21 protein-coding genes, 1 tRNA gene and 4 pseudogenes are annotated in these 25,359 nt (G+C 42.5%); 22 read left to right on the top strand and 4 right to left on the bottom strand.

From position 1 onward, the window contains the following. The first annotated feature begins 16 nt into the window (after positions 1 to 16). The 16 genes from JCM15908_RS00775 (at position 17) to JCM15908_RS00690 (ending at position 13,877) form a co-directional block, all read left to right on the top strand. Complete coding sequence (locus JCM15908_RS00775; protein WP_025001882.1) at positions 17 to 310, top strand: hypothetical protein; 294 nt, start codon at positions 17 to 19, stop codon at positions 308 to 310. After that, positions 311 to 538 (top strand): hypothetical protein, encoded by a 228-nt coding sequence (locus JCM15908_RS00770; RefSeq protein ID WP_025001881.1) that lies wholly within the window; start codon positions 311 to 313, stop codon positions 536 to 538. A 383-nt stretch (positions 539 to 921) separates the two neighbouring features. Continuing rightward, positions 922 to 2,259 (top strand): site-specific integrase, encoded by a 1,338-nt coding sequence (locus tag JCM15908_RS00765; RefSeq protein WP_025001880.1) that lies wholly within the window; start codon positions 922 to 924, stop codon positions 2,257 to 2,259. 8 nt (positions 2,260 to 2,267) lie between these two features. Beyond that, complete coding sequence (locus JCM15908_RS00760) at positions 2,268 to 3,191, top strand: DUF6043 family protein (protein WP_025001879.1); 924 nt, start codon at positions 2,268 to 2,270, stop codon at positions 3,189 to 3,191. 173 nt (positions 3,192 to 3,364) lie between these two features. Beyond that, positions 3,365 to 3,679: a helix-turn-helix transcriptional regulator gene (locus JCM15908_RS00755; protein WP_025001878.1), complete on the top strand. Its 315-nt coding sequence runs from the start codon at positions 3,365 to 3,367 to the stop codon at positions 3,677 to 3,679. Positions 3,680 to 3,682: 3 nt separating this feature from the next. Then, a complete protein-coding gene (locus tag JCM15908_RS00750) occupies positions 3,683 to 4,873 on the top strand; it encodes a primase-helicase family protein (RefSeq protein ID WP_025001877.1) in 1,191 nt (396 codons plus the stop codon). A gap of 484 nt (positions 4,874 to 5,357) precedes the next feature. After that, positions 5,358 to 6,287, top strand: coding sequence for a DUF8464 domain-containing protein (locus JCM15908_RS00740; protein WP_025001875.1), 930 nt, complete (start codon positions 5,358 to 5,360; stop codon positions 6,285 to 6,287). Positions 6,288 to 6,430: 143 nt separating this feature from the next. Then, positions 6,431 to 6,784, top strand: a complete 354-nt coding sequence (locus JCM15908_RS00730) for a plasmid mobilization protein (protein WP_025001874.1) — start codon at positions 6,431 to 6,433, stop codon at positions 6,782 to 6,784. After that, complete coding sequence (locus JCM15908_RS00725; protein WP_025001873.1) at positions 6,781 to 7,701, top strand: relaxase/mobilization nuclease domain-containing protein; 921 nt, start codon at positions 6,781 to 6,783, stop codon at positions 7,699 to 7,701. Before JCM15908_RS00730 ends, JCM15908_RS00725 begins: the two co-directional genes overlap by 4 nt. A 2-nt stretch (positions 7,702 to 7,703) precedes the next feature. Beyond that, positions 7,704 to 8,354, top strand: coding sequence for a hypothetical protein (locus tag JCM15908_RS00720; protein WP_025001872.1), 651 nt, complete (start codon positions 7,704 to 7,706; stop codon positions 8,352 to 8,354). Positions 8,355 to 8,480: 126 nt separating this feature from the next. Then, positions 8,481 to 8,771 carry a helix-turn-helix domain-containing protein gene (locus JCM15908_RS00715; protein WP_025001871.1) on the top strand — a complete coding sequence of 97 codons (291 nt, stop codon included), beginning with the start codon at positions 8,481 to 8,483 and terminating at the stop codon, positions 8,769 to 8,771. Beyond that, positions 8,771 to 11,173, top strand: a complete 2,403-nt coding sequence (locus JCM15908_RS11455) for a DNA cytosine methyltransferase (protein WP_234396341.1) — start codon at positions 8,771 to 8,773, stop codon at positions 11,171 to 11,173. The genes JCM15908_RS00715 and JCM15908_RS11455 overlap by 1 nt, the downstream gene beginning before the upstream one ends. A gap of 157 nt (positions 11,174 to 11,330) precedes the next feature. Continuing rightward, positions 11,331 to 12,524: a hypothetical protein gene (locus JCM15908_RS00705; RefSeq protein WP_025001870.1), complete on the top strand. Its 1,194-nt coding sequence runs from the start codon at positions 11,331 to 11,333 to the stop codon at positions 12,522 to 12,524. Continuing rightward, positions 12,517 to 12,891, top strand: a complete 375-nt coding sequence (locus JCM15908_RS00700) for a hypothetical protein (RefSeq protein WP_025001869.1) — start codon at positions 12,517 to 12,519, stop codon at positions 12,889 to 12,891. Before JCM15908_RS00705 ends, JCM15908_RS00700 begins: the two co-directional genes overlap by 8 nt. 79 nt (positions 12,892 to 12,970) lie before the next feature. Further along, complete coding sequence (locus tag JCM15908_RS00695) at positions 12,971 to 13,288, top strand: hypothetical protein (RefSeq protein ID WP_025001868.1); 318 nt, start codon at positions 12,971 to 12,973, stop codon at positions 13,286 to 13,288. Further along, on the top strand, positions 13,278 to 13,877 hold the full coding sequence (locus JCM15908_RS00690) for a hypothetical protein (RefSeq protein ID WP_025001867.1): 600 nt from the start codon (positions 13,278 to 13,280) through the stop codon (positions 13,875 to 13,877). The genes JCM15908_RS00695 and JCM15908_RS00690 overlap by 11 nt, the downstream gene beginning before the upstream one ends. A 98-nt stretch (positions 13,878 to 13,975) precedes the next feature. Here JCM15908_RS00690 and JCM15908_RS00685 read toward each other — a convergent pair. Then, positions 13,976 to 14,060 (bottom strand) — tRNA-Leu (locus tag JCM15908_RS00685). Positions 14,061 to 14,537: 477 nt separating this feature from the next. Here JCM15908_RS00685 and JCM15908_RS11450 point away from each other — a divergent pair. Beyond that, positions 14,538 to 15,627: pseudogene (locus JCM15908_RS11450) on the top strand (mannose-1-phosphate guanylyltransferase). A gap of 279 nt (positions 15,628 to 15,906) precedes the next feature. On the opposite strand, the gene JCM15908_RS00675 reads toward JCM15908_RS11450, so the two are convergent. Both JCM15908_RS00675 and JCM15908_RS11445 read right to left on the bottom strand, forming a co-directional pair. Next, the gene (locus tag JCM15908_RS00675) at positions 15,907 to 16,914 is read right to left on the bottom strand and encodes a 2-oxoacid:ferredoxin oxidoreductase subunit beta (protein WP_025001866.1); all 1,008 of its coding nucleotides are present in this window, start codon (positions 16,912 to 16,914) and stop codon (positions 15,907 to 15,909) included. 14 nt (positions 16,915 to 16,928) lie between these two features. Beyond that, positions 16,929 to 18,825 (bottom strand): annotated as a pseudogene (locus JCM15908_RS11445) (2-oxoacid:acceptor oxidoreductase subunit alpha). A gap of 752 nt (positions 18,826 to 19,577) precedes the next feature. On the opposite strand from JCM15908_RS11445, the gene JCM15908_RS00665 reads away from it, so the two are divergent. From JCM15908_RS00665 to JCM15908_RS00655, 3 genes are all read left to right on the top strand, one after another. Further along, a complete protein-coding gene (locus JCM15908_RS00665) occupies positions 19,578 to 19,940 on the top strand; it encodes a BlaI/MecI/CopY family transcriptional regulator (protein WP_025001865.1) in 363 nt (120 codons plus the stop codon). Positions 19,941 to 19,975: 35 nt separating this feature from the next. Continuing rightward, a complete protein-coding gene (locus JCM15908_RS00660) occupies positions 19,976 to 21,589 on the top strand; it encodes a M56 family metallopeptidase (RefSeq protein ID WP_025001864.1) in 1,614 nt (537 codons plus the stop codon). Positions 21,590 to 21,751: 162 nt separating this feature from the next. Continuing rightward, positions 21,752 to 22,723, top strand: coding sequence for a tetratricopeptide repeat protein (locus tag JCM15908_RS00655; protein ID WP_025001863.1), 972 nt, complete (start codon positions 21,752 to 21,754; stop codon positions 22,721 to 22,723). Positions 22,724 to 22,967: 244 nt separating this feature from the next. Here JCM15908_RS00655 and cysS read toward each other — a convergent pair whose 3' ends face one another. Beyond that, entirely contained in the window at positions 22,968 to 24,455 is a 1,488-nt protein-coding gene (gene cysS, locus JCM15908_RS00650; RefSeq protein ID WP_025001862.1) for a cysteine--tRNA ligase, read from the bottom strand. Positions 24,456 to 24,536: 81 nt separating this feature from the next. Here cysS and JCM15908_RS14220 point away from each other — a divergent pair. Then, positions 24,537 to 25,100 (top strand): annotated as a pseudogene (locus JCM15908_RS14220) (IS982 family transposase); the annotation flags it as partial. 194 nt (positions 25,101 to 25,294) lie between these two features. Continuing rightward, positions 25,295 to 25,357, top strand: a pseudogene (locus tag JCM15908_RS15655) (hypothetical protein); the annotation flags it as partial. Between the last annotated feature and the right edge of the window lie 2 nt (positions 25,358 to 25,359).

The raw sequence follows: 25,359 nt of genomic DNA, 5'->3' as shown, positions 1-25,359 counted from the left end.
TCTTTTAACTTAACACATGATTATCAGATTACTTTATTGGTTACTTTTACATTATCAATCAAATATAAATATTATGGTACAGATAAAAGTAAGTGAAGATTTGGCAAGCGCATTAAAATGGGAGTTTGAGCATGTTGAAACAGAAAGTAAGTATTTTTTAGATGCTATGTGTGAAATGGTTAGTATTATGTATCAACCAGATTGTATGGATGCTGTTTATACGATGGAAGAGTTATTTCCATTGTGGAAGTTAGCTGAACAGAAACAAATGTTAGATGAATTGTGCAAAGGTTTGGAAGTTATAGAGTAAATGGATGTGGTAAAATTATGTAGCAAACTTGAAAAAGGAGCAGTATATCTCAAAGATGATTACGAAGACATTGTTTTAAGAGTGGTAGTCATTGGTAAATCTACGCATTGTTTTATCAAAAGGCGAGGAAGAACAGAAGTGGAGGTAGATTCAACAGATAAAGATATTTTTGAATCTAAGATGTATGGTGACGAAATCAGCAAGGAAGAGTATGAAGAATTTCGATAGATAAAAAACATCTTGCTAAAGACCATTTTGGGGGAGATGTTTATATGGGGTATTGTTAGAGCCCCAGCATTGCCAAACCCAAATATTTTCCGAATTGTTGCACCAATGTTGCACTAAAAAGAAAGGAAGAAGCTGTATCTAATTGATAATCAGCCTCTTCCTTTTCTTATAAAGTACCCAGACCCGCATTTGAAATATTAAATATGGGAACATTTCAATTAATTCTATTAAATCCCACAACTAAATATAAACACCTTATAATCAACAGTATAAAAGAATATTGTGTTTATTCTTATTGAAAACAATAAAAATAAATTTAGGATGAACGGGAACAATTTGGGAACAAATTAGTATCTTTGCAATAGAATTAAAAAACAACGATTATGAAGGTTACTGCATTCATTCGCAAGACGGCAAAAAAGAACGACACAGATAGTATGGCAACTATCTATTTTCGTTTGCGTGATGGTAAGAAAGATATTAAGGCTGCAAGTGAACTTGTTATAAATCCTAACCATTGGAGTAGCGAGAAGCAAGGGTACAAGGATCGTGTTGCACTGGTTTCAGAAGAGAATAAATTGCATTTGGCACAAAGTGTACAAGATATTGTGTCAACGATTACCGAGCAATATACGGCAGAAGCTGATAATGAATGGTTGGCAATGATTATCGACAAATATCATCATCCTAATCGATATAAGACGGAGGAAGAGTTGATGCTGGAAAATAAGCCTAAACTTTTGGAACTCTTTGCTAAATTTCTTGTTGAACATAAATTATCTGAGGTACGTGTGAAGAACTTTAAAGTTATTCAGCGCTCTTTGGCTCGATATGAAATGTATGTCAGAACTGCTAAACGTGGTCGTCGCGACTTCATTCTTGATGTTGATGATGTGACTGCTGATATATTGAGAGACATGTGGGATTTCTTTGAAAATGAATATATCTATTATGAGAAATACCCAAAGTTGTATGAGGCTTTTCCTGAAAAGCGAGTACCGTTACCAAGAGGCAAGAATACTTTGATAGATAGGTTTTCTCGTATCAGGACATTCTTTATATGGTGCTACGATAAGAAAATCACAACCAATCGTCCATTTGATGACTTCCCATTAGACGAATGTACCTATGGAACGCCTTATTATATTACCTTAGATGAGCGTGACCAAATATTTGATGCAGATTTATCTGAACACCCACAGCTTGCTATTCAACGAGATATTTTTATTTTTCAAACTTTAATAGGCTGCAGAGTTAGCGATTTATATCGGCTGACCAAAAGAAACATAGTCAATGAGGCTATAGAATATATCCCTAAAAAGACCAGAGAGGGTAATCCTGTAACCGTTAGAGTACCCTTGAATAGCAAAGCAAAGACAATATTAGCTCGCTATAAGGACTACGAGGGCGCAAAGTTATTTCCATTTATATCAGAACAAAAGTATAATGTAGCTATCAAACGCATTTTTCAAGAAGCAGGTGTAGATAGGATAGTAACTATCTTAGACCCTTTGACTCATGATGAGGTGAAGCGACCAATATATGAGGTAGCAAGTAGCCATTTGGCAAGACGCACATTCATTGGCAATATCTATAAAAAAGTAAAAGACCCCAATCTGGTTTCTGCATTATCAGGGCACAAGGAAGGGAGCAAAGCCTTTAGGCGTTATAGAGATATTGATGAAGAAATGAAGAAAGACTTGGTAAAACTTTTAGACTAAATCCAACGATGAAAGAAAGTTTTGAAGATTTTAAGCGACTTATAAAAGATTGGCTTGATACGCATCCGAAGGAATATTGCTCATTTGTTGAGGAAATGAACCGTAAAGATAGTGCTGGTTTTCAGAAAGTCTTTATGCTTGTCGTAAAGATTGTACCGAAATACAAAGACGAGGTCAAGAAAAGGATGTTCAACGATACATTAAAGGATTTTTCTTCTTTGGAAAATATGCTAACTAATTCAGACCTTGCAGAACGCCTGATACATGAATTTCATAATACTGATAGAAAATCAATAGTTCCAGCAATGCTTGCATGGTTGTATTTTGGTCGTAGTTATGAATGTATGGTAGAACATGGTGAGAGCCTTATTCAAAACAGCAAGACCAACCGATTGCACAAATGGCTGCTTTCTTTGATGATAAAATACATTATTCTCAGAAGTGTATCATCAGGGGAAAGAACAAAGGAAGATTGGAAAGAGTTTCAACAATACCAGAAATCTATAGGTTCCGACGGACTTGTCGAATCTGCTTTGGAAGAAAACTTCTCTGATAATGAGGATTCAAAGGCAATCAATAATAGGCGTGGCAGAGTTAAGGATGAGAGAACTTTAGAAGAACTTTTAAAGATAGAAAATAAGGAAAAACTACTTGAAAAGATTAGGAATCGGCTATTGACTAAGCCAAAAGAGAAAGATATTATTTATCTCAAAATAGCTTTAGAAGAAGCAAACTTGCTCAGAGAATGTGATATTGCACCATTCTACAGAGCATTATCTGACCATTATAATATTCGCTTGGTAGGGCTTCGAGGCGTTCAGAAAGCCAACAAAAATCTTTCTGAAGCCATAGGGAAGACAGGAATAAGGCTGATGGATAAAGGCGAAGACCGTGCTGCCATCAATGAAATCAAATCCTTTTTAACGGAATAAGAGTTCGTTTAATTCGTTTAATATTTATGTGAATTAAGCGTTTGCAAAATCGTTGAAGATCAGTCATTTTACGATATAAATTTGCAGTCGTCATCTCAAGCGAGGTGGCGGCTTTTTGTTTGCAAACCCACCGACAACAGAAAGTCAAACAAGCTGGTGGAGTCTAAAAAAATATGACCGATATTCTATCAATTATTCAAAGTTCTAATGCACATGTGCGATTAGAAGTGTCAGGAGAGGACCTGTTGGCTTTCTCTAACAATCTTATCAATCGTGCAAAAGACGAACTAACGACTATCGTTGAAGAAGCACGCAAAGAACGCTTTCTTTCAAAGGAAGAAGTAAAACAACTCTGTGGTGTCTGTGATGCAACCTTATGGCATTGGGGGAAAAAGAACTACCTAAAGCCAATAAAGGTAGGTAACAAAGTCAGATATAAAATGTCTGATGTGCAGAAAATTTTAGGAAACTATACTCCAAGTATCTAACTTATGGCACAAGAAGAATTTATCCGTGTTGGCACGACCTTATACAAGATCGTGAACCAACCACGCATCAATGGCGGTTTTGCCAAGAAGCGTATCGTGTGGAACAATGAAACGCTACGGCAAGACTATGGCAAGGATTTCATAGCCACTGTCCCTAAGTACGATGGTTTCTGCACTGTTCCTGATCATGTCAACTACAAGCCTGTAATTGACAAGTTCCTCAATCTCTACGAGCCGATAGGACACCAACCAAAAGAGGGTGAATTTCCGAACGTTGATTCCCTGATAAGGCATATCTTCGGGGAACAATACGAGTTGGGTATGGACTATTTGCAGTTGCTCTATCTCCAACCCGTGCAGAAACTACCCATCCTCCTGATGGTGTCAGAGGAACGCAATACAGGGAAGAGTACGTTCCTCAATTTCCTTAAAGCCGTTTTCCAGAACAATGTAACTTTCAACACTAACGAGGATTTTCGTAGCCAATTCAATGCTGATTGGGCAGGAAAGCTGCTCATTGTTGTGGATGAAGTTCTGCTCAACCGCAGGGAAGACAGTGAACGATTGAAAAATCTTAGCACAACGCTCTCCTATAAGGTGGAAGCAAAAGGCAAAGACCGAGACGAAATCTCCTTCTTTGCCAAGTTCGTGCTGTGCTCCAATAACGAGTTACTCCCTGTCATCATAGACGTGGGAGAAACCCGATATTGGGTAAGGAAGATAGAGCGTCTTAAAAACGATGATACCGACTTTCTGCAAAAACTGAAAGCAGAAATCCCTGCCTTTCTCTATTTTCTGCAGCACCGTACCCTGTCCACTCACAAGGAAAGCCGTATGTGGTTTGCACCCAAGCTGACCTTTACACCAGCCTTGCAGCGCATTATCCGCAGCAACCGCAATAAGATTGAGTTGGAAATGTCAGAACTCAGTTTGGAGGTAATGGAGCAAATGGTTGTTACCGAGTTTTCATTCTGTATCAATGACATGGTGTGCCTGCTGAACAACACAGGATGCAAGGCTGACAAAAGCCAAGTTCGTAGGATAGTGCAGGATATATGGAAACTCATTCCTGCTCCCAATACGCTGACGTATCTAACCTATCAGATAGACTACAACAGCTTGCGGAACTACTCACCCATCAAGCGGACAGGCAGATATTACACCGTAACCAAAGAACAGCTCACGAACATTTAATCATTATTTTGATGAAATGATGAAAAATATATATAACAGATTGATTGACAACATCTACTCGATTCATCTTTCCACTCATCAATGTAAAAGAATGATGAAAGCGAACTTTACTGCTGCCCAAAAGAGAAATGAATTTAGTTTTTCTTTTGGCAGGTATCGGGATGGAATTTGTGAATCCTTTTCCCGACTTCGTGTAGTCGGCAACATACTTTTGTCCGCACAAAAGTACAACTTGCTAAACAAATTCTATCGAGGTATTGAGAGACTCAAAAACCGATGTCGTGATTTTATAGAAAACAGAGAATCCAAAATAGAGAAATCAAGAAAAGTCGAAATGACAATATCATAGAATGTGAGTTGTTCTTTATCTTTTGGTAAGTTTTATGATGAGACCATGATGAACAGGTAACTTGTTTGTTATGAAACGATTATGTGCATTTTCATCAAATCATCACTTTTTCAAACCATCCAACTTCATTATAATATGAATATACAAGAAATAAAAGCGATAAAGTTGCAGGAAGTTCTTGCGAGTTTGGGATATTCTCCCACCAAGCAACAAGGTAACAACCTGTGGTATCTTTCTCCCTTTCGTCAGGAGAACCATGCTTCTTTCAAGGTAAACACCGAGCGTAACCAGTGGTATGATTTCGGTATTGGCAAAGGTGGAAACATCATAGATTTGGCAGAACTGCTTTACAAATCCTCTGATGTCTCATATCTCATTCGCAAGATAGCGAGTGATGCCCCACATTGTATGCCGATATCTTCTGCACCATTTGCAGATGTTAAGTCAGTACAGCGAACAAACTCTTTTGAGAATTTGCAGGTACTTCATTTGTCACATCCTGCTTTGATAAGGTATCTCGATGACAGGTGTATTGATATGGAGGTGGCAGCTTCTGTCTGTAAGGAACTGCATTACGATTTCAATGGCAAGCATTACTTCGGTATAGGCTTTCCCAACATAGCAGGTGGGTATGAATTGCGTAACCCATTTTTCAAGGGCTGCATTGCACCGAAAGACATCAGTCATTTCTGTGCCGATGAGCCGAAGAAAGTATGTTTTCTTTTCGAGGGTTTTATGGACTTTCTGTCATTCATGACGCTGAAAAGGAAGAAGAATCCGCAGAGTACAGGACTGCGGGAACAGGATTATTTGATACTCAATTCTGTAACGAATATTCATAAGGCTGCAAAGAGATTATCACGCTATGATAGCGTTCAATGCTTCTTGGACAATGACGAAGCAGGAAGAAATGCCTATCTACAATTATCAAAGGAATTGGGAAAATCTGTTACGGATGCATCAACCTTATATAATGGCTACAAGGACTTGAATGAGTATCTGTGTGCTGAATCCAAGCATTCAGAGAGAGCTGAAATCAAGAAATCCAAAGGGATTAAGCTATGATTACAGGAATAGTTTGGCATAATCTGTTTTTCGGGGAGCAAGTTTATGTTTTGGGCATACCAAAACCACTTGCTCCACCTCCTGCCACTCGGTGCAGAGGATTATCCCGTCGGTCTCCATCAAAACAAATTAAAGAAACAAATATGACTAAATCAGAATACAACAAAGGCGGGCGCCCGACCAAAGGCGCAGCCGAAAAGAAGAAATACCGCATCACGGTAAAACTTACCACAGAGGATTACTACACGCTCAAAGGTAAAGCCAAAAGCGCAGGAATATCCATAAGTGAGTTTGTAAGAAAAGTTCTTGAGAAAGGAAACGTCATAGAACGGCTGACCGTAGAGCAGGCAGACTTCATTCGCAAGCTGTGTGGCATGGCAAACAATCTCAACCAGTTGGCACATCGTGCCAATGCGGAAGGGTTTCATGCCATTGCTCCTTTCCACAAAATCGTCATTGGCAAGATTGACGAAATCCTAAACATGATACGAAGATGATCGCCAAGATAAGGAAAGGTTCGGGCTTCAAGGGTGTCATCAATTACATCCTTGACCCGAAGAAAGGAACGGAGCTTATAGACTGTTCCGGCGTGAGAACAGACAGTATCAGCCATATTGTCCAAAGTTTCATTGACCAGACGGAACTGAATCCACGAGTAAGTAAGGTTGTCGGACATATCTCCCTGAGCTTCTCCGCACAGGACTCTCCCAAACTCAGCAATGAGTGGATGGCGAAAGTGGCGCATGAGTATATGGAGAAGATGGGTATAAAAGATACTCAGTACATCATCGGTCGCCATTTCGACAAGGAACATCCGCACATTCATATCGCATTCAATCGGATAGACAATAACGGCAAGACCATTTCTGACCGTAACGACCGATTCAGAAGCGAGAAGATTTGCAAGGAACTGACTGCCAAATATGGTTTGTACTTCGCCGGTGGTAAGGAGAATGTCAAGGAATACCGCTTGAAAGAACCTGATAAGACTAAGTATGAAGTCTATCAGGCATTGAAAGCAGAAATAGCTCGGTGCAGAGATTGGAAAACCTTACTTACTCACTTGAAAGAACAAGATATTAATGTCCGTTTCAAGTACAAAGGCAACTCGCAGGAAGTTCAGGGTATTATCTTCGAAAAGAACGGTTATCATTTCAATGGCTCGAAGGTGGACAGGAGTTTCAGTTATTCCAAGATTGACTTTGCCCTGCAACAGAACAATAGGGAACACGAACAGCAGATGCAAGGAACGACAAATCTTATATCTAATGTTGCAGATGCTACGAGCGAAATAGTCAACGAACTCATAGAAGGAGGATTGGGATTGTTTCAGACTCATGGCACAGTCCCTGCGGAAATTTACAACACACTTGACAAAAAGAAGAAAAAGAAAAAACGTAAAATACATTTATAACTATGGCAGATAATAATGCATTTGTCCTCTTTGAGGAAATCAAGAACAAGTTGGAGACAATTTACAGGGAACTGAAGGAGCTGAAAGAAAAGGAGAACAGTTCTGTTTCTCTCCCTGTTCCCTCCACACCTGCACAACGTGACGACCAACAGGAACTGGAATTGCTCAATCAGTATGAACAGCGGATAAAAGCCGTGATTAACAAGTATATTGGTGTACAAGTGCGCATCAAGGACGAGGAGGCTAAATCCATGGACAAGTTGGTGGCAAGTGTCATGACTATGCTGCACGAGTGGCAGGAGCAGAAAGAGCATCCAATACCGCAGGAACTGCTTCACAGACATAGCTTTGACATAAAGTCGTCGAAAGTCTTTACTACTGTGGTGGCAGTGTCTATCCTTTGTCTTGTTTCTTTGGTTGGTAATTACTCCTTATGGCAAAGCAAACTGCAATATAAGGATGATGCCTTGAAATTCCGTATCATCAGAGTGTGGAGGGGCTGTAGTTCCAAGGAAATCTTATGGCTCAATGATGTGTTTGACATTCATCGAAATGAAAAGGTAATCAAGTTAATTAAGGAAAAAGCTAATGGTTACGATATGGATTTGAAGCAAAAGGCAGATAGCCTGATGCAGAAGAAATTAAATGAGTAGAATTGTGATAGTAGAGGCGTAGAGGTAAAACTTTCGACCTTTACTTAAAATAAACAAGAAAAATCACAGATTACTCAAATAAAAATCGTAATTTTGCCAAATAATGTCAAGACGTAAGTAGGTAATATGCTATTTTCTGAACGAATAAAAGAGTTGCGTATGCAATATAAGCTGCCACAACGCCATTTGGCAGCAGCGCTTGATATTGATACCGCGACTTATTGCAAAATAGAAAAAGGAGAAAGGAAAGCTAAAAGAGAACAAGTATGTATCCTGTCGGGGCTATTTCATGTCAAGCAAGAAGACTTGATAGTGTTATGGCTTGCCGATAAAGTCTCCGATATTGTGGCACCAGAGAAACAAGTCGCTATAAATGTTTTATCTGTTGTCAAAGAAAACTTAAAGCGTATAGTGTGATGTTACAAAAGAAATATAATCCAATAAATCAGGAACCCGCTATAGTTGCAGAAAGTCGTTCTCCATATGGACTGAAAACATATGTCAGTTTGTTCAGTAGTGCTGGGGTAGGATGTTATGGTTTTAAACAAGAAAATTTCTATTGTATTGCTACGGTAGAACTACTTGAACGTAGGCTAAAAATACAAAAATACAATCAAAAATGTGCATACGATAGTGGGTATATTTGTGGGGATATGACCCAAAAAGAAACTCAAGGTCGAGTGTTTGAAGAATTGGATTTGTGGAGACGAAATTTTAATGTAAAAGATTTAGATGTAATCGTTGCGACACCACCATGTCAGGGTATGTCTGTGGCAAATCATAAAAAGAAAGATGAACTGAAAAGGAATTCTTTGGTTGTTGAATCTATAAAAATGGTTAGCAAAATACAGCCAAAATTTTTCATATTCGAGAATGTCCGTGCATTTCTTACATCCATTTGTACAGATGTCGATGGTCAAGATAAGACTATTAGAAATGCAATAGAGTTGAATCTTGGAGGATTGTATAATGTGCTGTTTAAGGTTGTGAACTTTAAGGATTATGGTAATCCGTCAAGTAGAACACGAACTTTAGTCATTGGGGTAAGAAAAGATTTAAGAGAAATTACCCCTTATGATGTATTTCCCGATAGACAGCCTGAGCGAACCTTACGACAGATAATAGGTGATTTACCACCATTAAGAACTATGGGAGAAATTTCTGAAACCGATATTTATCACAATTTTAGGAAATACTCGCCAAGAATGGAAGCATGGATTGCCGATATAAAGGAAGGACAATCAGCTTTTGACAATACTGACATAACCAAGATTCCCCATACTATAAAGAATGGGGTTGTAGTTTATAATGCTCAGAAGAATGGGGACAAATATACACGTCAATGTTGGGATAAAGTTGCACCATGTATTCATACTCGTAATGATATTATGGCAAGTCAAAATACTGTTCATCCTGTGGATAATCGGGTTTTCAGTATTCGTGAAGTGATGCTTATGATGTCGGTTCCTGCATCTTTTCAATGGAGTGATATTCCTTTTGACGAACTGAACAATTTGCCAATAAAAGAAAAAGAAACATTCCTCAAAAAGGAAGAAATGAATATAAGGCAAAATTTGGGCGAAGCTGTTCCTACTATCATATTTAGACAGATAGCGCATAAAATATCCAAAGTTTCCTGTCGTATCAATATGACAGAACAAGATATTAAGGATTTGATAGAGCGGAAGCATCTTGATAGTCAAATAAATCTTGTAGATTTTATCAATAAATCTACAAGATACCGTTTCAGTGAACTCTCAAAAATTGCAGAATTATCAAATGCTAATAGAAATAATAACGCAGCATATTATACACGACAGGATATTTGTTTTTCAGTAGTTGAGAACTTGCCAGAAGCGAAAGGCTTTACAGAAATCGATATTTTGGAACCCTCTGTTGGTGTGGGCAACTTTATTCCCATGCTTATTCAAAAGTATGCGGACGTTCCCTCTGTAAACATAGATGTTGTGGATATTGATAATGACAGCCTTGAAGTACTTAAGGCTTTAGTCAATCATGTAAATGTTCCTAATAATGTACACATAAATTACATTCATACAGACTTTCTTACTTATTGTTTTGAGAAAAAGTATGATGTGGTAGTTGGAAATCCTCCTTATAAAAAACTGACAAAGGAAAAAGAGTTACTATCTGTCTATAAAGCTGAAGCCTACAATACAGATACAAATAACATATTTTCTTTTTTTATAGAAAAGTCTATGAGAATCGGAAATGTAGTATCATTAATTGTACCTAAAAGTTTGATAAATGCTCCTGAGTTTAATAAAACTCGTCAACTAATGAGTAAAAAAAGAGTTTCTCATATCATTGATTTTGGGGAAAAAGGATTCAAGAATGTTAAGATTGAAACTATAAACTTTATTATTGAAACACAGCGAAAGCCTGCTCAGACTATTGTCGAATCTTACATTACGGAAAAAGTTGTAGTACAACAGCAATCCTACCTTATGGATACAAAGTTTCCTTATTGGATAATATATCGTAACAAAGATTTTGATCAAGTTGCAGATAAAATGGAGTTTAATGTGTTCAAAGCATATAGAGATAGAGTAATAACCAAGTCTTTGACAAAAGGAAAAGGTCAGGTAAGAGTTCTCAAGTCAAGGAATATTGGTGATAATCAAATTATAGATATTCCAGAATATGACAGTTATGTGGATAATTTAGATGGGCTGGATGTTAGTAAGTTTCTGAACAAAACAAATTGTGTCCTGCTCCCAAACTTGACATATAACCCACGAGCATGCTTTCTCCCCAAAGGTGCATTGCGGATGGTTCTGTTGCAATTCTTACTTTGACAAATAATGATGAGGTTATAACAAAAGAAGACCTGTCGTTTTATGCCACAGATAAATTTACTAAATTCTATGCAATAGCAAGAAATTTAGGTACACGTTCACTTAATATTGACAACAACTCTGTTTTCTTTTTTGGAAAACTTAAAGGATAGATGAAATGAGAGAAAATATAATAAAGTATCTTAGTAGCTTTGATTTAGATGTACGTAAATCCCAAGATGCACGTTTTATGGATCAGAAATGCACTCCTGATGTTGTTTGCTTCATTGCTGATTGCATCATCAATACAATAGATGTTGACAATGAGTTTACGGTGTCCAACATTTGGGATGCTCAATACTTCATAAAGAACGCAAGAGCTATTTTCAATAAGCCATTACCTACTAATCCCAAAGCTCGTCATGAGTATGATAAGTTTATACAACAGCCTCTCCGAATGCTTGCTTATGCCCATGTGTTGGAGATAGAAAAGCGATCGGGAACAAATTATTATCGTGTTGCTAATTTGGATATTCTTGACTATATAGCGCAAAGAGAAAGAAATACATATAATTTCCTCTATTGCTATCTGCAAAAGGTTCTTTCGGATAGTGGGATTATCCGATATTTTGATGCGTTCAAAGATAAATGTTTGCAGGGAAAAGCTACGAATGCAGACTTCCAAGAGTTAAAAAGTAGATATGACCGTTTTGTAATTGGTCATACAGCTATAAATACAGAAGTTGAAGTACATCGTATCTTTAGTAAGATATTAAATGTATATGCTGTAGAAAATCAGATTAATGGAACTGAAAAAGGACATATGTCAAAATATATCTTTACATTCTCGGATTTAATGTACAATCGCAAGAATTGGAGAGACCTAAATAAAGATAAATCCATTACTCGGCAGGAGGCACAAGAGCAACAGGATGTTGAGCAGCAGGAAGCATACAATGCTTATTATGTTCAAAAAGCTATGAATCTATTGCGAAAAATACAAGTAGAAAGTGAAGTTCATGACCAATGGGGAAATGGTGAAGCAACGCAAGTCCATCATATTTTTCCAAAATCTCAGTTTCCGCAACTGGCACATTATTTAGAAAATCTGATAAAGCTTACAGCAACGCAACACTTTACAAAAGCCCATCCTAATAATAAAACTCAGGAGATAAATCGTGATTATCAACTTACCTGTCTTTTAGCTAAGGCAGATACGATTGAAGCATCGTTGAGGATAGTTGGTGATAAATACTACCGCAAAGAGTCTTTTGTTTTTATCATTAATACAGGATTAGATACGAATATTAGTATTGGCACAAGTTTTGATGTAATAAAGAAAGAATTAATTAAAGCATACAACTATGTATAAACAATCGTTTGGAAAAAATCAGCAAATACAATTTGCTAATGAACATGAGTATTATAAGTTCTTAGGTTTTCTTGCTAAATCAGATGGAAGTACATCTCTGGTTTTGGAACATAACGAAGAGCAGGGAGCTTGGGGGAGTGAGAATCGTATACAAATATATATTTCAAATCTTCCAACTGGGATGGGAACTTTTTCTCTATCAGCAGGCGTTGGGAATATCATAAATAGATTAAATTGCAATGAATTTATACAGAATCTTGTAGACAATCATAATTTTATCATGGGGAAACATCAGAATAGACAGGATATTTTGGACACTATTCCTAATGCTTTCAGGGAAGATTTTGATAGAGGGTATAATGCTTAAAATATATGTTTTTCAAGTAAATTTGAGATATGGATATGTAAATTCAAATGGAAAATAAAATGAAAGAAACACCTTATTTATGCCAGTAAAAAAACAACGAGAAAAAGAAAAATGGGTAGAAAGTTTTCTTTCAGCTTTAGACAGTTTGTGGGGAAAGCTTGCGATAATATTGATTATTCTATCTGTTGGTTTTAAAACTGGATGTTTCTATCAAGAAACCAAAATGACTCGTGATCAACTCCAGTTAGAGAAAGAGCAATGGATAAAATGGATTGACAGAGAGACAAATTATAGGTCAGAAATAGATATTCTTAAACAGGAACGACTTGAATTAAAATATCAAATTAATAATCTTAAGTTCCCAGAACTTCATAGTAAAGGCAAATATGAAAAATAATGAACAAACGATTAAAGCAATAGTCTCAGAACTCAAGGATGAACTAAGAGTAACTGACTTAGCAAAGAATGATAGAGTGCTAGAAACAATGGATAAACTTGAACAAAAAATTGAAATCCATGAAAAAACAAAAAGAGGATTAGCAAATCTTTGGCTTTTACTACTAATTATCTTTGCAGTTTTAATCACTGGAAATATTCTTTTATTAGATAGAAATGATGCGTTAGAATCGAAATTGGAATTGCTAGAATATAGAGATTCTCTTTTTAAGAAATTTATGGAACCAGACTCTAATTCTTTTATCACATATCGTACGATAAATGGAAAACCTGTTACATATCATCAATTAGAGAAAGAAAAAGACTCATTAGAGGAAAAAAGTAGTAATATAGAAAACCTAAAGGAGCATTATCGAATACAATTGGGGTTAGTTACAAGAAATTATCCTATTAGTTTTCAAAAAAAAGGTAATGTTTATATGATATCTGCACCACAAATAGATTCTGCTCTTCAATTATTACCAGTCTACAGAGATATGATCAAATATGATGCTAAGGATCAAGTATGGACTATTAGTAGATATAAATAATTGATATTTGATTATATGCTGACTGGGAACATTTTGGGAACATTTATAAAATAACAAAAAAGCTAAGTGTTTGTAATCAAACTACTTAGCTTTTTTCTTGGTACCCAGACCCGGGCTCGAACCGGGATGGATTACTCCACTGGTGTTTGAGACCAGCGCGTCTACCTATTCCGCCATCTGGGCTAACGGTCTTAAAAAAGACGCTGCAAAGGTAGGGAGAAAATCTGGAAATGGCAAATTTTTTACAGAAAATCGTAGAGGGATGGTCGCTTTTCCCTTATTTTAAAGAGACGATGTGTAAATATAATATTCTATTGATATATATGAAAAGTAAACATTTGTAATGGCACTGATACTACTTATGAAGCAGGTGTTTGCAATTTTATTGAAGAGATTTGAAAGTTCACATTCAGGAAAGCAACATAGTATGTAGGGTATAATTTGTTTTTCTTTTATTTTTCGTTTAGAAAGATTATTTCTAGCAGGATTGGGAGCTGTATTTTCAAAATACTATTCTTATATCGAGGATAGGTGGAGGGAGAAATAAATGAGTTGCCAAAGATAATAAAAAATAGTTATTTATTAATCAAAAATTCGTTGTTGTTAATTTATTGGGATATCTTTGAAGTGTTAATAAAGAAAGTCTATACTGATATCGAAATGACTCAAAGGAATAATAACTATTGTGTAATTCTGGCAGGAGGAAAGGGACGTCGCCTATGGCCTGTTAGCCGTGAAAGATTCCCCAAACAATTTATTGACTTTTTCAATGTCGGGCGCACGCAACTGCAACAGACCTTTGACAGGTTTGCCAAATTTATACCTCAGGAGAATATTTTTGTCAATACCAGCGAAGATTATCTGGAATTGGTGAAAGAGCAGCTGCCCAAACTTGCCGATGACCATATCATGCAGAGCCTATTCACCGCAATACAGCCCCGAGCGTGGCATGGGCAGCCCACCGCATCGTGCACCTTAATCCTAACGCCAACGTAATAATAGCACCTTCCGACCAAAGCATATTCAACGAAGACATATTCCAACGCAATGTAGAAGAAGGACTTGAGTTTGTCTCCCAACATGATAGTCTGCTGACCATGGGTATTCGTCCCACCCGTCCAGAGCCTTGCTATGGATATATTCAAGAAGGAGAGAGTGCCGGGATGGAAGGTATTTTCAAGGTAAAAGCCTTTACTGAAAAGCCAGACGGCAATTTTGCTCAGCTATTTATGGATAGCGGAGAATGGTATTGGAATACAGGTATGTTCCTATCCAATGCCCGTTACCTGAACGAATGTATGTCGCTGATTCTTCCCGTAGCTTTGGGTTGTCAGGAAGTATGCCGGGGAAATTTCAGTATAGAGGAAGAAAATGCTTTTATCCGTGAGAAATTCCCATCCTATCCCAATCTTTCCATAGATTATGGTATATTGGAAAAATCAGATAATGTTTATGTGCTGCGATGTGGTTTCGGGTGGGCCGACCTCGGAGCTTGGCATAGTATCTACGAGCCAAAAGTCGGGGAAAAGGCGATAATGTCATCATTGACTCTAATGCCATTGTAGAAAACTCCAAAAACAACGTAATCAAAGTGCCTAAGAATCGCCTGACCGTTATTGACGGATTGGATGGATATGTCGTTGCCGAACATGAAAATGTATTGCTCATTTGCAGAAAAGAAGCCTCTTCCAATCTTATACGGAAGTATATCAATGAAGTGCAGATAAAGAAAGGAGAAGGTTTCGTGTAAGCGGTCGGTCAATGGCAATTGGATATAGGTTCGGCCAGACGGATAGGTGCTTGTCTGGCCGAATTTATTGTTTGTTTTTTCGGTTCTATGGGATGATGGTTCTTGGTATATATATTATGAAAGGAGCACACCGACAACTCGGTGTGCTCCATAATTAATAACCTATGATATTATGATAGAATTTGTTTCCTCAGCATTATGGAGAGGGCTAATGCCCTATTATTTGACCGTTTGGCGGTCTGTCTTAGGTGTTTGGCTCTCTCCTGAGGACTTTCACAATTATTGTACTTCCCAAATGTCATTGGTTTCCAACATCTCCATAAACGTGTGATAAGGCTTCTTTGCCTTCACGTCTTCAATTTGCTGATTGACAGCAGCATCGTATGTTGGAGCGTCCACGTCGCGGATAACACCGAGCGCAACTGGGAAGCCGTCCTCATTGCTCATCATCGCAAGTTTCAGTTGCAGAGTGTTGTCCATGCAATGGGCATCATGTACGAGGATATCGTCCTTGGTGATACCGTTCTCGCCAATTTTTACGACCTTCAGTCCGAATCCTTCCTGAATCAGACCCATTTCGTTGTCTTTGCCGAAGATGAGCGGTTCGCCGTGGCGTACATAGATGGCATTTTCCTTTCTGCCTGCCGAAGTGTAGACAGAGTCGTGGCATCCATCGTTGAAGATGACACAATTCTGGAGAATCTCACACACGGCCGCACCCTGATGGCGGTAGGCTGCCTGAAGAATAGCCATTGTTTCGGTGTTGTCGCTGGCCACACTGCGTGCGAAGAAGTTACCACGTGCTCCGAAGCAGAGTTCTGCCGGGCGGAACGGGTCTTCCGTGGTGCCGTAGGGGCTTGACTTAGACACAAATCCGCGCGGACTGGTAGGAGAGTATTGTCCCTTTGTCAATCCATAGATGCGGTTGTTGAGCAATATCATGTTCAGGTTGATATTGCGGCGCATGGCGTGGATGAAGTGATTGCCACCGATAGCCAGTGCATCACCGTCTCCGGAAACCTGCCATATTGTCAGGTTCGGGTTCGTTACCTTTGCTCCTGTTGCTATGGCTGCCGAACGACCGTGGATAGTCTGCATGGCATACGTGTTAGCATAGTAGGGAAGACGGCTTGAGCAGCCGATACCCGATATAACTGCTGTTTCGTATGGCGGAACACCAATCTCGGCCATAGCCTTCTGAAGGCTGGCGAGGAAGAAATGGTCACCGCATCCCGGACACCATCTGGGCTGTCCCTTCTTGAAATCTTGTGCTGTATATTCGTTCATGTCGTGTTCCTCCTTTATTGTAATATCTTAGTATAGAATGTGCACCTTCTTCCTTTGGCAGTGGGGCATTGATAAGTTTCTCGAATCCTTTCACCAACTCGCTGACCACGAAAGGCTGTCCCTTAACCTGATTGTACTGGTAAGGAGCGAAGTTGTTGATGCGGATACGGAGAAGGGCTGCCAGCTGTCCGAGGTTCTGCTCGGCAACTACCACTTTCTTGTACTTGCTGAGCACTTCGGCAGTGTTCTTCGGCAGTGGTTGATATACTTAAACTGTGCGAGGGCAATCTTGTGTCCGGCAGCACGAAGTTCTTCCATAGCCGAATAGAGATGGCCGTATGTACTTCCGAATCCTACTATGAGGAGGTCTGCATCGTCCTTGTCGCCCAAAACCTCAAGGTCGGGAACGGGGATTCGTGCAACCTTGTCCCAGCGCAGGTGATCCATCAGGTCATGGTTCTCCGGGTCGGTAGAGATAGCTCCAGTCTCGCCGTCTTTCTCCAGACCGCCAAGAATGTGGGTATAGCCTTCCTGTCCCGGGATAGCCCAGTATCTTACGAGAGTTTCCGGGTCGCGCTTGTACGGTGAGTACTTATATTTCTGCTCTTCGGTAGCATAGTGCGGATGAATCTCTGGCAAGTCGTTGATGTCGGGGAGTCTCCAAGCCGATGAACCATTGGCAATGAAGGCATCGGTCAGAAGTACAACCGGGGTCATGTGCTCAAGGGCTATCTTGCAGGCATGGTAGGCTGCATCGAAGCAGTCTGTCGGGCTGGTTGCAGCGATGACAGGCATCGGACTTTCGCCATTGCGACCGTAGAGCACCTGCAAAAGGTCGGTCTGCTCGCTCTTTGTAGGAAGTCCCGTAGATGGACCACCGCGCTGAACGTCGACAACTACCAACGGCAACTCGTCGATAACGGCAAGGTTCAGAGCCTCGCTCTTCAAGCAGATACCGGGGCCGGAAGTAGAGGTGGCAGCCAGTGCGCCTGCAAATGCGGCACCAATGGCCGATGCGCAGCCTGCAATCTCGTCCTCGCATTGTACGGTTGTAACACCCATCGACTTGTGTTTTGCCAGTTCGTGCAGGATGTCGGTAGCCGGTGTGATAGGGTATGAACCGAGGAAGAGGCGCAGTCCGGCCTTCTCCGCAGCTGCCATCAGACCATAGGCTGTGGCCTTGTTACCCGTGATGTCCATATAGCGTCCGGGCACCTTTACCTTTGTCTCAATGCGATAGGTATTGGGAACGGAGGCGTGTACGTTGTTGCCATAGTTATATCCGGCTTCTACTACCTTGATGTTGGCTTCTGCAATAGCCGGCTTCTTGCGGAACTTCTCGCGCAGGAAGTTGTTGATTAACTCCAAGTCGCGGTTGAAGAGCCAGCTCACCAAGCCGAGTGCAAACATGTTACGGCACTTGAGTATTGACTTGTTGTCCATACCCGTGTCTGCCAGACAATCCTTCACCATCTTGGTGATGGGGCATGCCACTACGCGGTCGGGGTCTATGCCCATCTCGCCGAGGTAGTCGTCGCTCTTGAACTCTGCCTTCTGGAGGTCGCGTGGGCCGAAGGAGTCGGTATCAATGATGATTGTAGCCTGTGGCTTGCAGTAGTGATACTGCATCTTCAGGGCTGCAGCATTCATTGCTACAAGCACGTCGCACTTGTCGCCCGGTGTCAGAACCCTGCCCGAACCGATGCGTACCTGAAATCCACTGACGCCCGTCAACGATCCTTGCGGGGCGCGGATGTCGGCAGGATAGTCTGGGAACGTAGAGATGCCGTTACCAACTGTTGCTGAAACTGTTGAGAAAATGTTGCCTGCAAGCTGCATACCGTCGCCGGAGTCGCCGGAGAAATGTATGACAACATTGTCTAGCTCTTTCACTTCAAGTTGTTCATTCATAGATTATTTCATGTTTATGTTAGTATTCTTCCGCAAAATTGCAAATAATATTTGAGAATCCAAAATATTTTGAGGGAAAATTGTCATGTCGTCTTTCTCTTTTTATACTTTTCAGACAACGAACCGTAAACTCAGGCATGGGGAAACTAACATTTGTCTTCGCTTTTCTTGTTATCTGTAACTATAAGATACAATAACCCGTCTTTCGGGAACTTTCAGCCAAGAGAAAAGATATGTGGTCAAATGATGGGTGGAAAGTGTTTTTAAGAAGTTTTTCCGATAAATGGCATCCGCCTTGATGAAGATAACGGACAACGGGCACCATGCAGGCTTTTAGACAGGCCGGAGGTGTGGTAGCCGGAATGTGCATGCTTGCTTACCGTATTGCACCTTGTCAGGTAGTGTGTGCTTGAGTTGGCAAATAGCAAATGCGGAACTTCCGGCTGGTCTGATTGTATTGGTCAATGTGCCACCTAATCTATAATATAAAGCCGTGAAGGGGATATTTTGTCTCTTGCTTCCTCCCGTCTTGTTTGTGCTTTATGGTCGCCAAGATTCCTTTTTCCGGCTATAACAGTTTGGGTAGGGCAGGCGGAAAAAGAAGCGGACTCATGCTTACGATACTATCGTAATAAATTGTTTGTCAACAAATAAAATAATCAAAATTTAGTTTTGTTAACTTTGATAATTTGCTTTTATTACGAGATATTCGTAGATTTGCGACATCAAAAGTATTAAACAGCACAGACAATATGGAAAAACTGACCAGACAAGAAGAAGAAGTTATGCTGCGCGTGTGGCAGCTCGGCAGCTGTACCGTGAAGGAAGTCCTGAATATTCTGCCCGAACCGCAACCGCCCTATACCACCCTCGCCTCGGTGTTCGGCAATCTGAAGCGCAAGGGGTATGTCTCGGCAGTGCAGCGGGGACTTACTTACATCTATCAGCCTGCCATTGCCGCCGCCGAGTACAAGCGCAGTTTTATGACGGGCTTCGTACACGATTATTTCCGCAACTCCTTCCGTGAGATGGTGTCGTTCTTTGCCAAGGAAGACAAAATATCGCCCGAGGAATTGAAAGACATCATTGCCGAGATAGAACGGGGAAAGGATTAGGCCGCCCTATTGTTGTTTCAGTAAGCTCTACCATCATGATTATTTATTTCATCAAGCTCAATGTAGCCCTCGCACTCCTCTTCGGCTTCTATAAGGTGGCGTTCGCCCGCGATACTTTCTTCGCTTGGCGACGTGCCGCCCTCATCGGAATCTACCTTATGGCAACGGCAGTTCCGGGACTCAACATGGCCTATTGGATAGCCTCGAACAGCGAGGCCCACTCTGTGGCTGCTGCCTATGCACAGGTTGTCCTTCCTGCTGTCAGCGTTCAGGCCCGTCCCGATACCGCCACCTACTGGCAGCCGCTGCTGTTTTGGGGCTATATGGCAGTGGTGCTCCTGCTGCTGATTCGTTTTGCCGTGCAGCTGTTCTCCATCTACCGGCTGGCCCGAAAGTGCCCTGCAATGGAGGTCAACGGTGTCCGCGTCCATGTCCTGACAGGCGAGCAAGGCCCGTTTTCCTTCTTTCGGATGATATTCCTGAACCCGTCGAGACACAGCAGGGAAGAACTTGACGAGATACTCCTCCACGAGCAGACCCACTGCCGCCAGCTCCACTCTGCCGACGTCCTGCTGTGCGAGCTTTACGCCATCGCCTTTTGGCTGAATCCCTTCGTGTGGCTGATGCGGCGTGAGGTGCGCATCAATCTCGAGTACATGGCCGACCACCGCGTACTCTCCCATGGTACCGACAGCAAGTCCTACCAGTATCATCTCGTCGGTCTGACCTATCACAAGAACGTAGCTACAATATCAAATAACTTCAATGTTTTACCCCTTAAACAACGTATTAAAATGATGAACAAACAGCGTAGTAAAGGAATTAAGAAGGCAAAGTACCTTCTTTTCGCACCATTGGCAGCCACATTGCTGTTAGTCAGTAACATAGAAACTGTGGCCCGAAGCATAAAAACGAGCATGGGCGAAGTGCCTGTATTGGGCAAGATGGTGAAGGCGATAGCCGAGTCGGACGGCCAGAGCACCTCCGTTGCCCTAATGAATCAGCAGGCTGACGGGGCGACGGTTTCCGATGCCGCCACGGCAGAGGAACTTCCGATGCAGGAAACCATACAACCGGCAACGTCTGTCCTGCCCGGCGATACTGCAAAAGCGAAGGAATATATCGCAGTAGACCAGATGCCGTCATTCAAAGGGAATGTAAACGTGTGGATTATGCAGAACCTCAAATATCCGGCAGAGGCTGTGAAGAATAACGAGCACGGGCGGGTTGTAGTCAGATTTCTTGTCAGCAAGACTGGAAAGGTGATGAAGCCTGCCGTCATCCGCGGTGTCTCTCCGGCACTGGATGCTGAAGCTCTCCGTATTGTGTCGACTATGCCCGACTGGAATCCCGGTTATCAGGACGGCAAGCCTGCTGATGTCTGGTTTGTGCTTCCCGTTAGTTTCTCGATGAAACCGGACGGGGAGAGTGGTTCGCGCGGAACCTCTGCAACCTTAGTGCGGAATACAGCTAAGGCGAACGAGACCACGCGCAAATCCGAAAAGGAGACTCCGCAATTCAAAATCTATCTGGACGGTAAGAAAATATCGGATGCTGAGTCGAAAAATATCAACGCAGAGACAATACGTTCTATAGACGTAGACAAGTCTGACAACGCCATCCGCATCTCCACCAGTGAAAAGAAATAGCCGGCTTTCCATAGCCTAAACCCTTTCGGCCCGTCGGTGATTGTCTGTCAGACAGCTCCGACGGGTTTCCCTGCCGCTTGCAGGAGGCATATAGGACGACAGCCTCCTCATGTTCTGAACTTTTGTCCGCCCGTTCCGTTTCACCTTTATCGTTCTGTCATTATGAAACATATCCTTCTTTTCTTCCTCTTTCTGCTTGCCCTGCCCCTTCGGGCAGACAATACCGAACGCCGGCATCTTGTTGCTCAAGGCGACAGCTGCGTGCGCGACTACGACTATTTCAATGCCCTGAAGTACTATCGGCAGGCGCAGACGCTGCTCGACGACAACGCCATCAAGCAGAAAATAGGATATTGTTATTACAATCGGGGTAACTACAGCGGCTGCGCGTCCATCCTTCTGCGCGTTCCCGAAGACAGCCTCAACCACGAATCGCTCCGTCAGCTTTTCTATTCCTTCGGTGCGCAGGACCAAGTAAGACGGCAGGTCAGGTGGGGCGACGTTCTCCTGCGGCGATTTCCGATGGACGGGAAGATTGTCTCGGAACAGATGAACCTCTATATGACAGACCTGTTCGACGCAGCCCAGTTGGCAATAGACTATGGCGAACGCTATTGTGCGGTAGATTCGGACAATATCCACGTCAACCGCGCCCTCGGCGAGGCCTACTTCACCTGTCGGAGGTACGATGAGGCCATCAGTGTCTATAGGCGATTGCTTGCCGCCAAGGACTCTGCCTACAACAATCTTTACTATCTTGCCGGCTGCTTTGAGTATCTTTACTATCTCGACTCTGCCGCCGTCTATTTCCGGAAGGCCATCCGCCGCAATGCCAGACTGGCTGTTGCCTATTATCGTCTGGGCGTGGTTGAAAACCATCTGAAGCATCCCGAAGCGTCCATCGGCTATCTCAAGAAGGCCGCCTTCCTCTACGAGCCGAACAAGACCATTATGTATGTCATCTACAAGAACATGGGCGAGGCCGAACTCGCGCGCTCCTACTATGGCAGGGCGTATGCCTGTTGGGAGAAGGCACTGGGATATACCTATGACGGCGAACTGAAGGCTGAGCAGGACGGGCTGCGTGGCAAGAGGAAGGTGCATCCCGACGATGACGATATTCCCAAGGAGTAGTATTGGACAGCTCTTGATGGTAGGAGGCCTTCTGTTTTATACACAGGCAACGGCCCTCTTCCCTTTCGGTGTCGTCGGCGGAAGAAAAGGGTCGTAAAGTTCTGATAGTCAGTAGTATCTATGCGAGTAGGCGAAAGTGCCGTTTTCATGGGGCCAAAGTGGCACTTTGACCCTGTGAAAACGGCACTTTCATTTTGTTGCTGTGGCTTTTTGCCCGTATGTCGGCTGTGCTCCTGATGGTCGGTTACCGGTCGAGCTTCCAAGTAACACCGTCCTTGGTGTCCTTCACTTGGAAGCCGGCGGCGGCGAGGGAGTCGCGAATCTGGTCGCTGACTGCCCAGTTTTTCTCTGCCTTGGCCTTTGCCCGGAGGTCGAGCACCATCTCTACCACCTTACCGTATGCCTCCTCGCGCGCGTCGTTGTTGGCACTGCGCTCGTTGCGGAGTCCGAGGATGTCGAAGGCGAAAAGGTTCATCGTCTCGGTGAGTTCCTTCAGGTCGTCGGTTGAAATCTGCGCCTTGTGGTCTATGAGGAGGTTGACCGAATGGCACGCCTCGAAGAGAGCGGAGATGACGGCAGGCGTCATCAGGTCGTCGTTCATGGCCTCGTAACACTTCTGACGGAGGTTTCCGGCAAGTTTCTTCGTGTTTTCGTCGGAAGCGGCAGCGGTCTGTATGTGTGCGAGGTCTTCCAAGCTGTTCATCAGCCGTTCGTATCCCTTCTCGGCGGCCTGCAGGGCCTCGTTGGAGAAATCGACCGTTCCGCGGTAGTGGGCGGAGAGGATGAAGAAACGGATGGTCATCGGCGAGTAGGCTTGGGTAAGCGTCTGATGGCTGCCGGTGAAGAATTGCTCAAGCGTGATGAAGTTTCCGAGCGACTTGCCCATCTTCTGTCCGTTGATGGTAATCATGTTGTTGTGCATCCAATACTTCACCATCTCGTCGCCCTGCGAGGCTACCGCCTGTGCAATCTCGCACTCATGGTGTGGGAAAACCAAGTCCATGCCTCCCCCGTGAATGTCGAAATGACTGCCCAGATACTTGCGTCCCATGGCCGTGCACTCGCAGTGCCAGCCGGGGAAACCGTCGCTCCAAGGAGACGGCCAGCGCATGATGTGTTCCGGCATAGCCCGTTTCCAAAGGGCGAAATCAGCCTGATTGCGTTTCTCGTTGACTCCTGCCAGTTCCCGGGAGTTGTTGACCATGTCGCTTAGATTACGGCCCGAGAGGACGCCATAGCGGTGGTCCTTGTTGTATTTCTCCACATCGAAGTAGATGCTGCCGTTGCTTTCGTAGGCGTAACCGTTGTCGAGAATCTGCCTTACCAGCTCTTCCTGCTCTATGATGTGGCCCGTTGCGTGCGGTTCTATGCTTGGCGGAAGCACGTTGAGCGACCGCATGGCGTCGTGATAGCGGTTGGTATAATACTGCGCTATCTCCATCGGCTCGAGCTGTTCGAGCCTTGCCTTCTTCTCAATCTTGTCGTCTCCCTCGTCGGCATCGTGTTCCAAGTGCCCCACATCGGTGATGTTGCGGACGTAGCGCACCTTGTAGCCGATGTGCTTCAGGTAGCGGAAGAGGATGTCGAAGGTGATGGCAGGGCGTGCGTGTCCCAGATGCGGATCGCCATATACGGTCGGTCCGCAGACGTACATGCCCACGTTGGGTGCTGCTATAGGCTGGAAGAGTTCCTTCTGTCGATGCAGCGTATTGTAAATAACTAAGTCTTGCATAATCTTCTGAATTGATACTGATTGCAAAGTTACATAAATATTTTGTATGGCAGACGACTTCTGCAAGTTTTTTGATGCAATATCAGCTTCGTTGACAGTACACCACTTCGCGTCTCCGGAACCAGAGAAAACACATTCACAGGGTGTTCAAGGGCATTGCCCAAAGGGGAAAATGCTCCATGGGGTGGTTCTTCGCTTTCAAGTTGCACCTGATTTGCAACGAGAAGGGAGAACTTCTCAACTTCATGATAACTCCGGGTGACGTGGATGACCGAAAATCTCAGGAATACAAAGCCTTTGTAGAGTTCATTTACGGCAAGTTGGTAGGCGACAAGGGATATATCAGCAAGAATCTCTTTCAGAGACTTTTCGTTGATGGCATACAGCTTATTACCAAGTTGAAAAGCAACATAAAAGGGGGCGCTGATGAGCGTCTCTGACAAATTGCTGCTCAGAAAAAGGGCTATCATTGAAACCGTGAATGATGAACTCAAGAACATTGCATAGGTGGAGCACTCCAGACATCGGTCCTTTGACAATTTCATCGTCAATTTATTGGGTGCCATCGCTGCCTATTGCCTGTTCCCCAAGAAGCCGTGCATCAATGTACAAAGGACTGTAGATACACAACTTGCTTTGTTTTAAATTCATCGAACTCACGTTAACTACTCTAATAATGAGAATATTAAGCAAGCATCAGGATTTAATTCCATACAATATTGACAAAGATATTGGGGAACTTTTCAGAGATTCCTATAATATTGGGCGTAATGGACATTTGGTAGGCTGAAACCTTCTTAATGTCCTTCATTTATTACCTTCGCAGCATTTGAAAACCTATGAATAAAAACTGTATATGCTGCAACGGCTCAAATGTTAAAAAGAAGGGTCATCGGCGTGGCTT

It is taken from the genome of Prevotella dentasini JCM 15908 (assembly GCF_000614065.1).
Taxonomy (GTDB): Bacteria; Bacteroidota; Bacteroidia; order Bacteroidales; family Bacteroidaceae; genus Prevotella; species Prevotella dentasini.
Note: the sequence above shows the minus strand (reverse complement) of the source record. Positions and strands in the feature narration are given on the sequence as shown.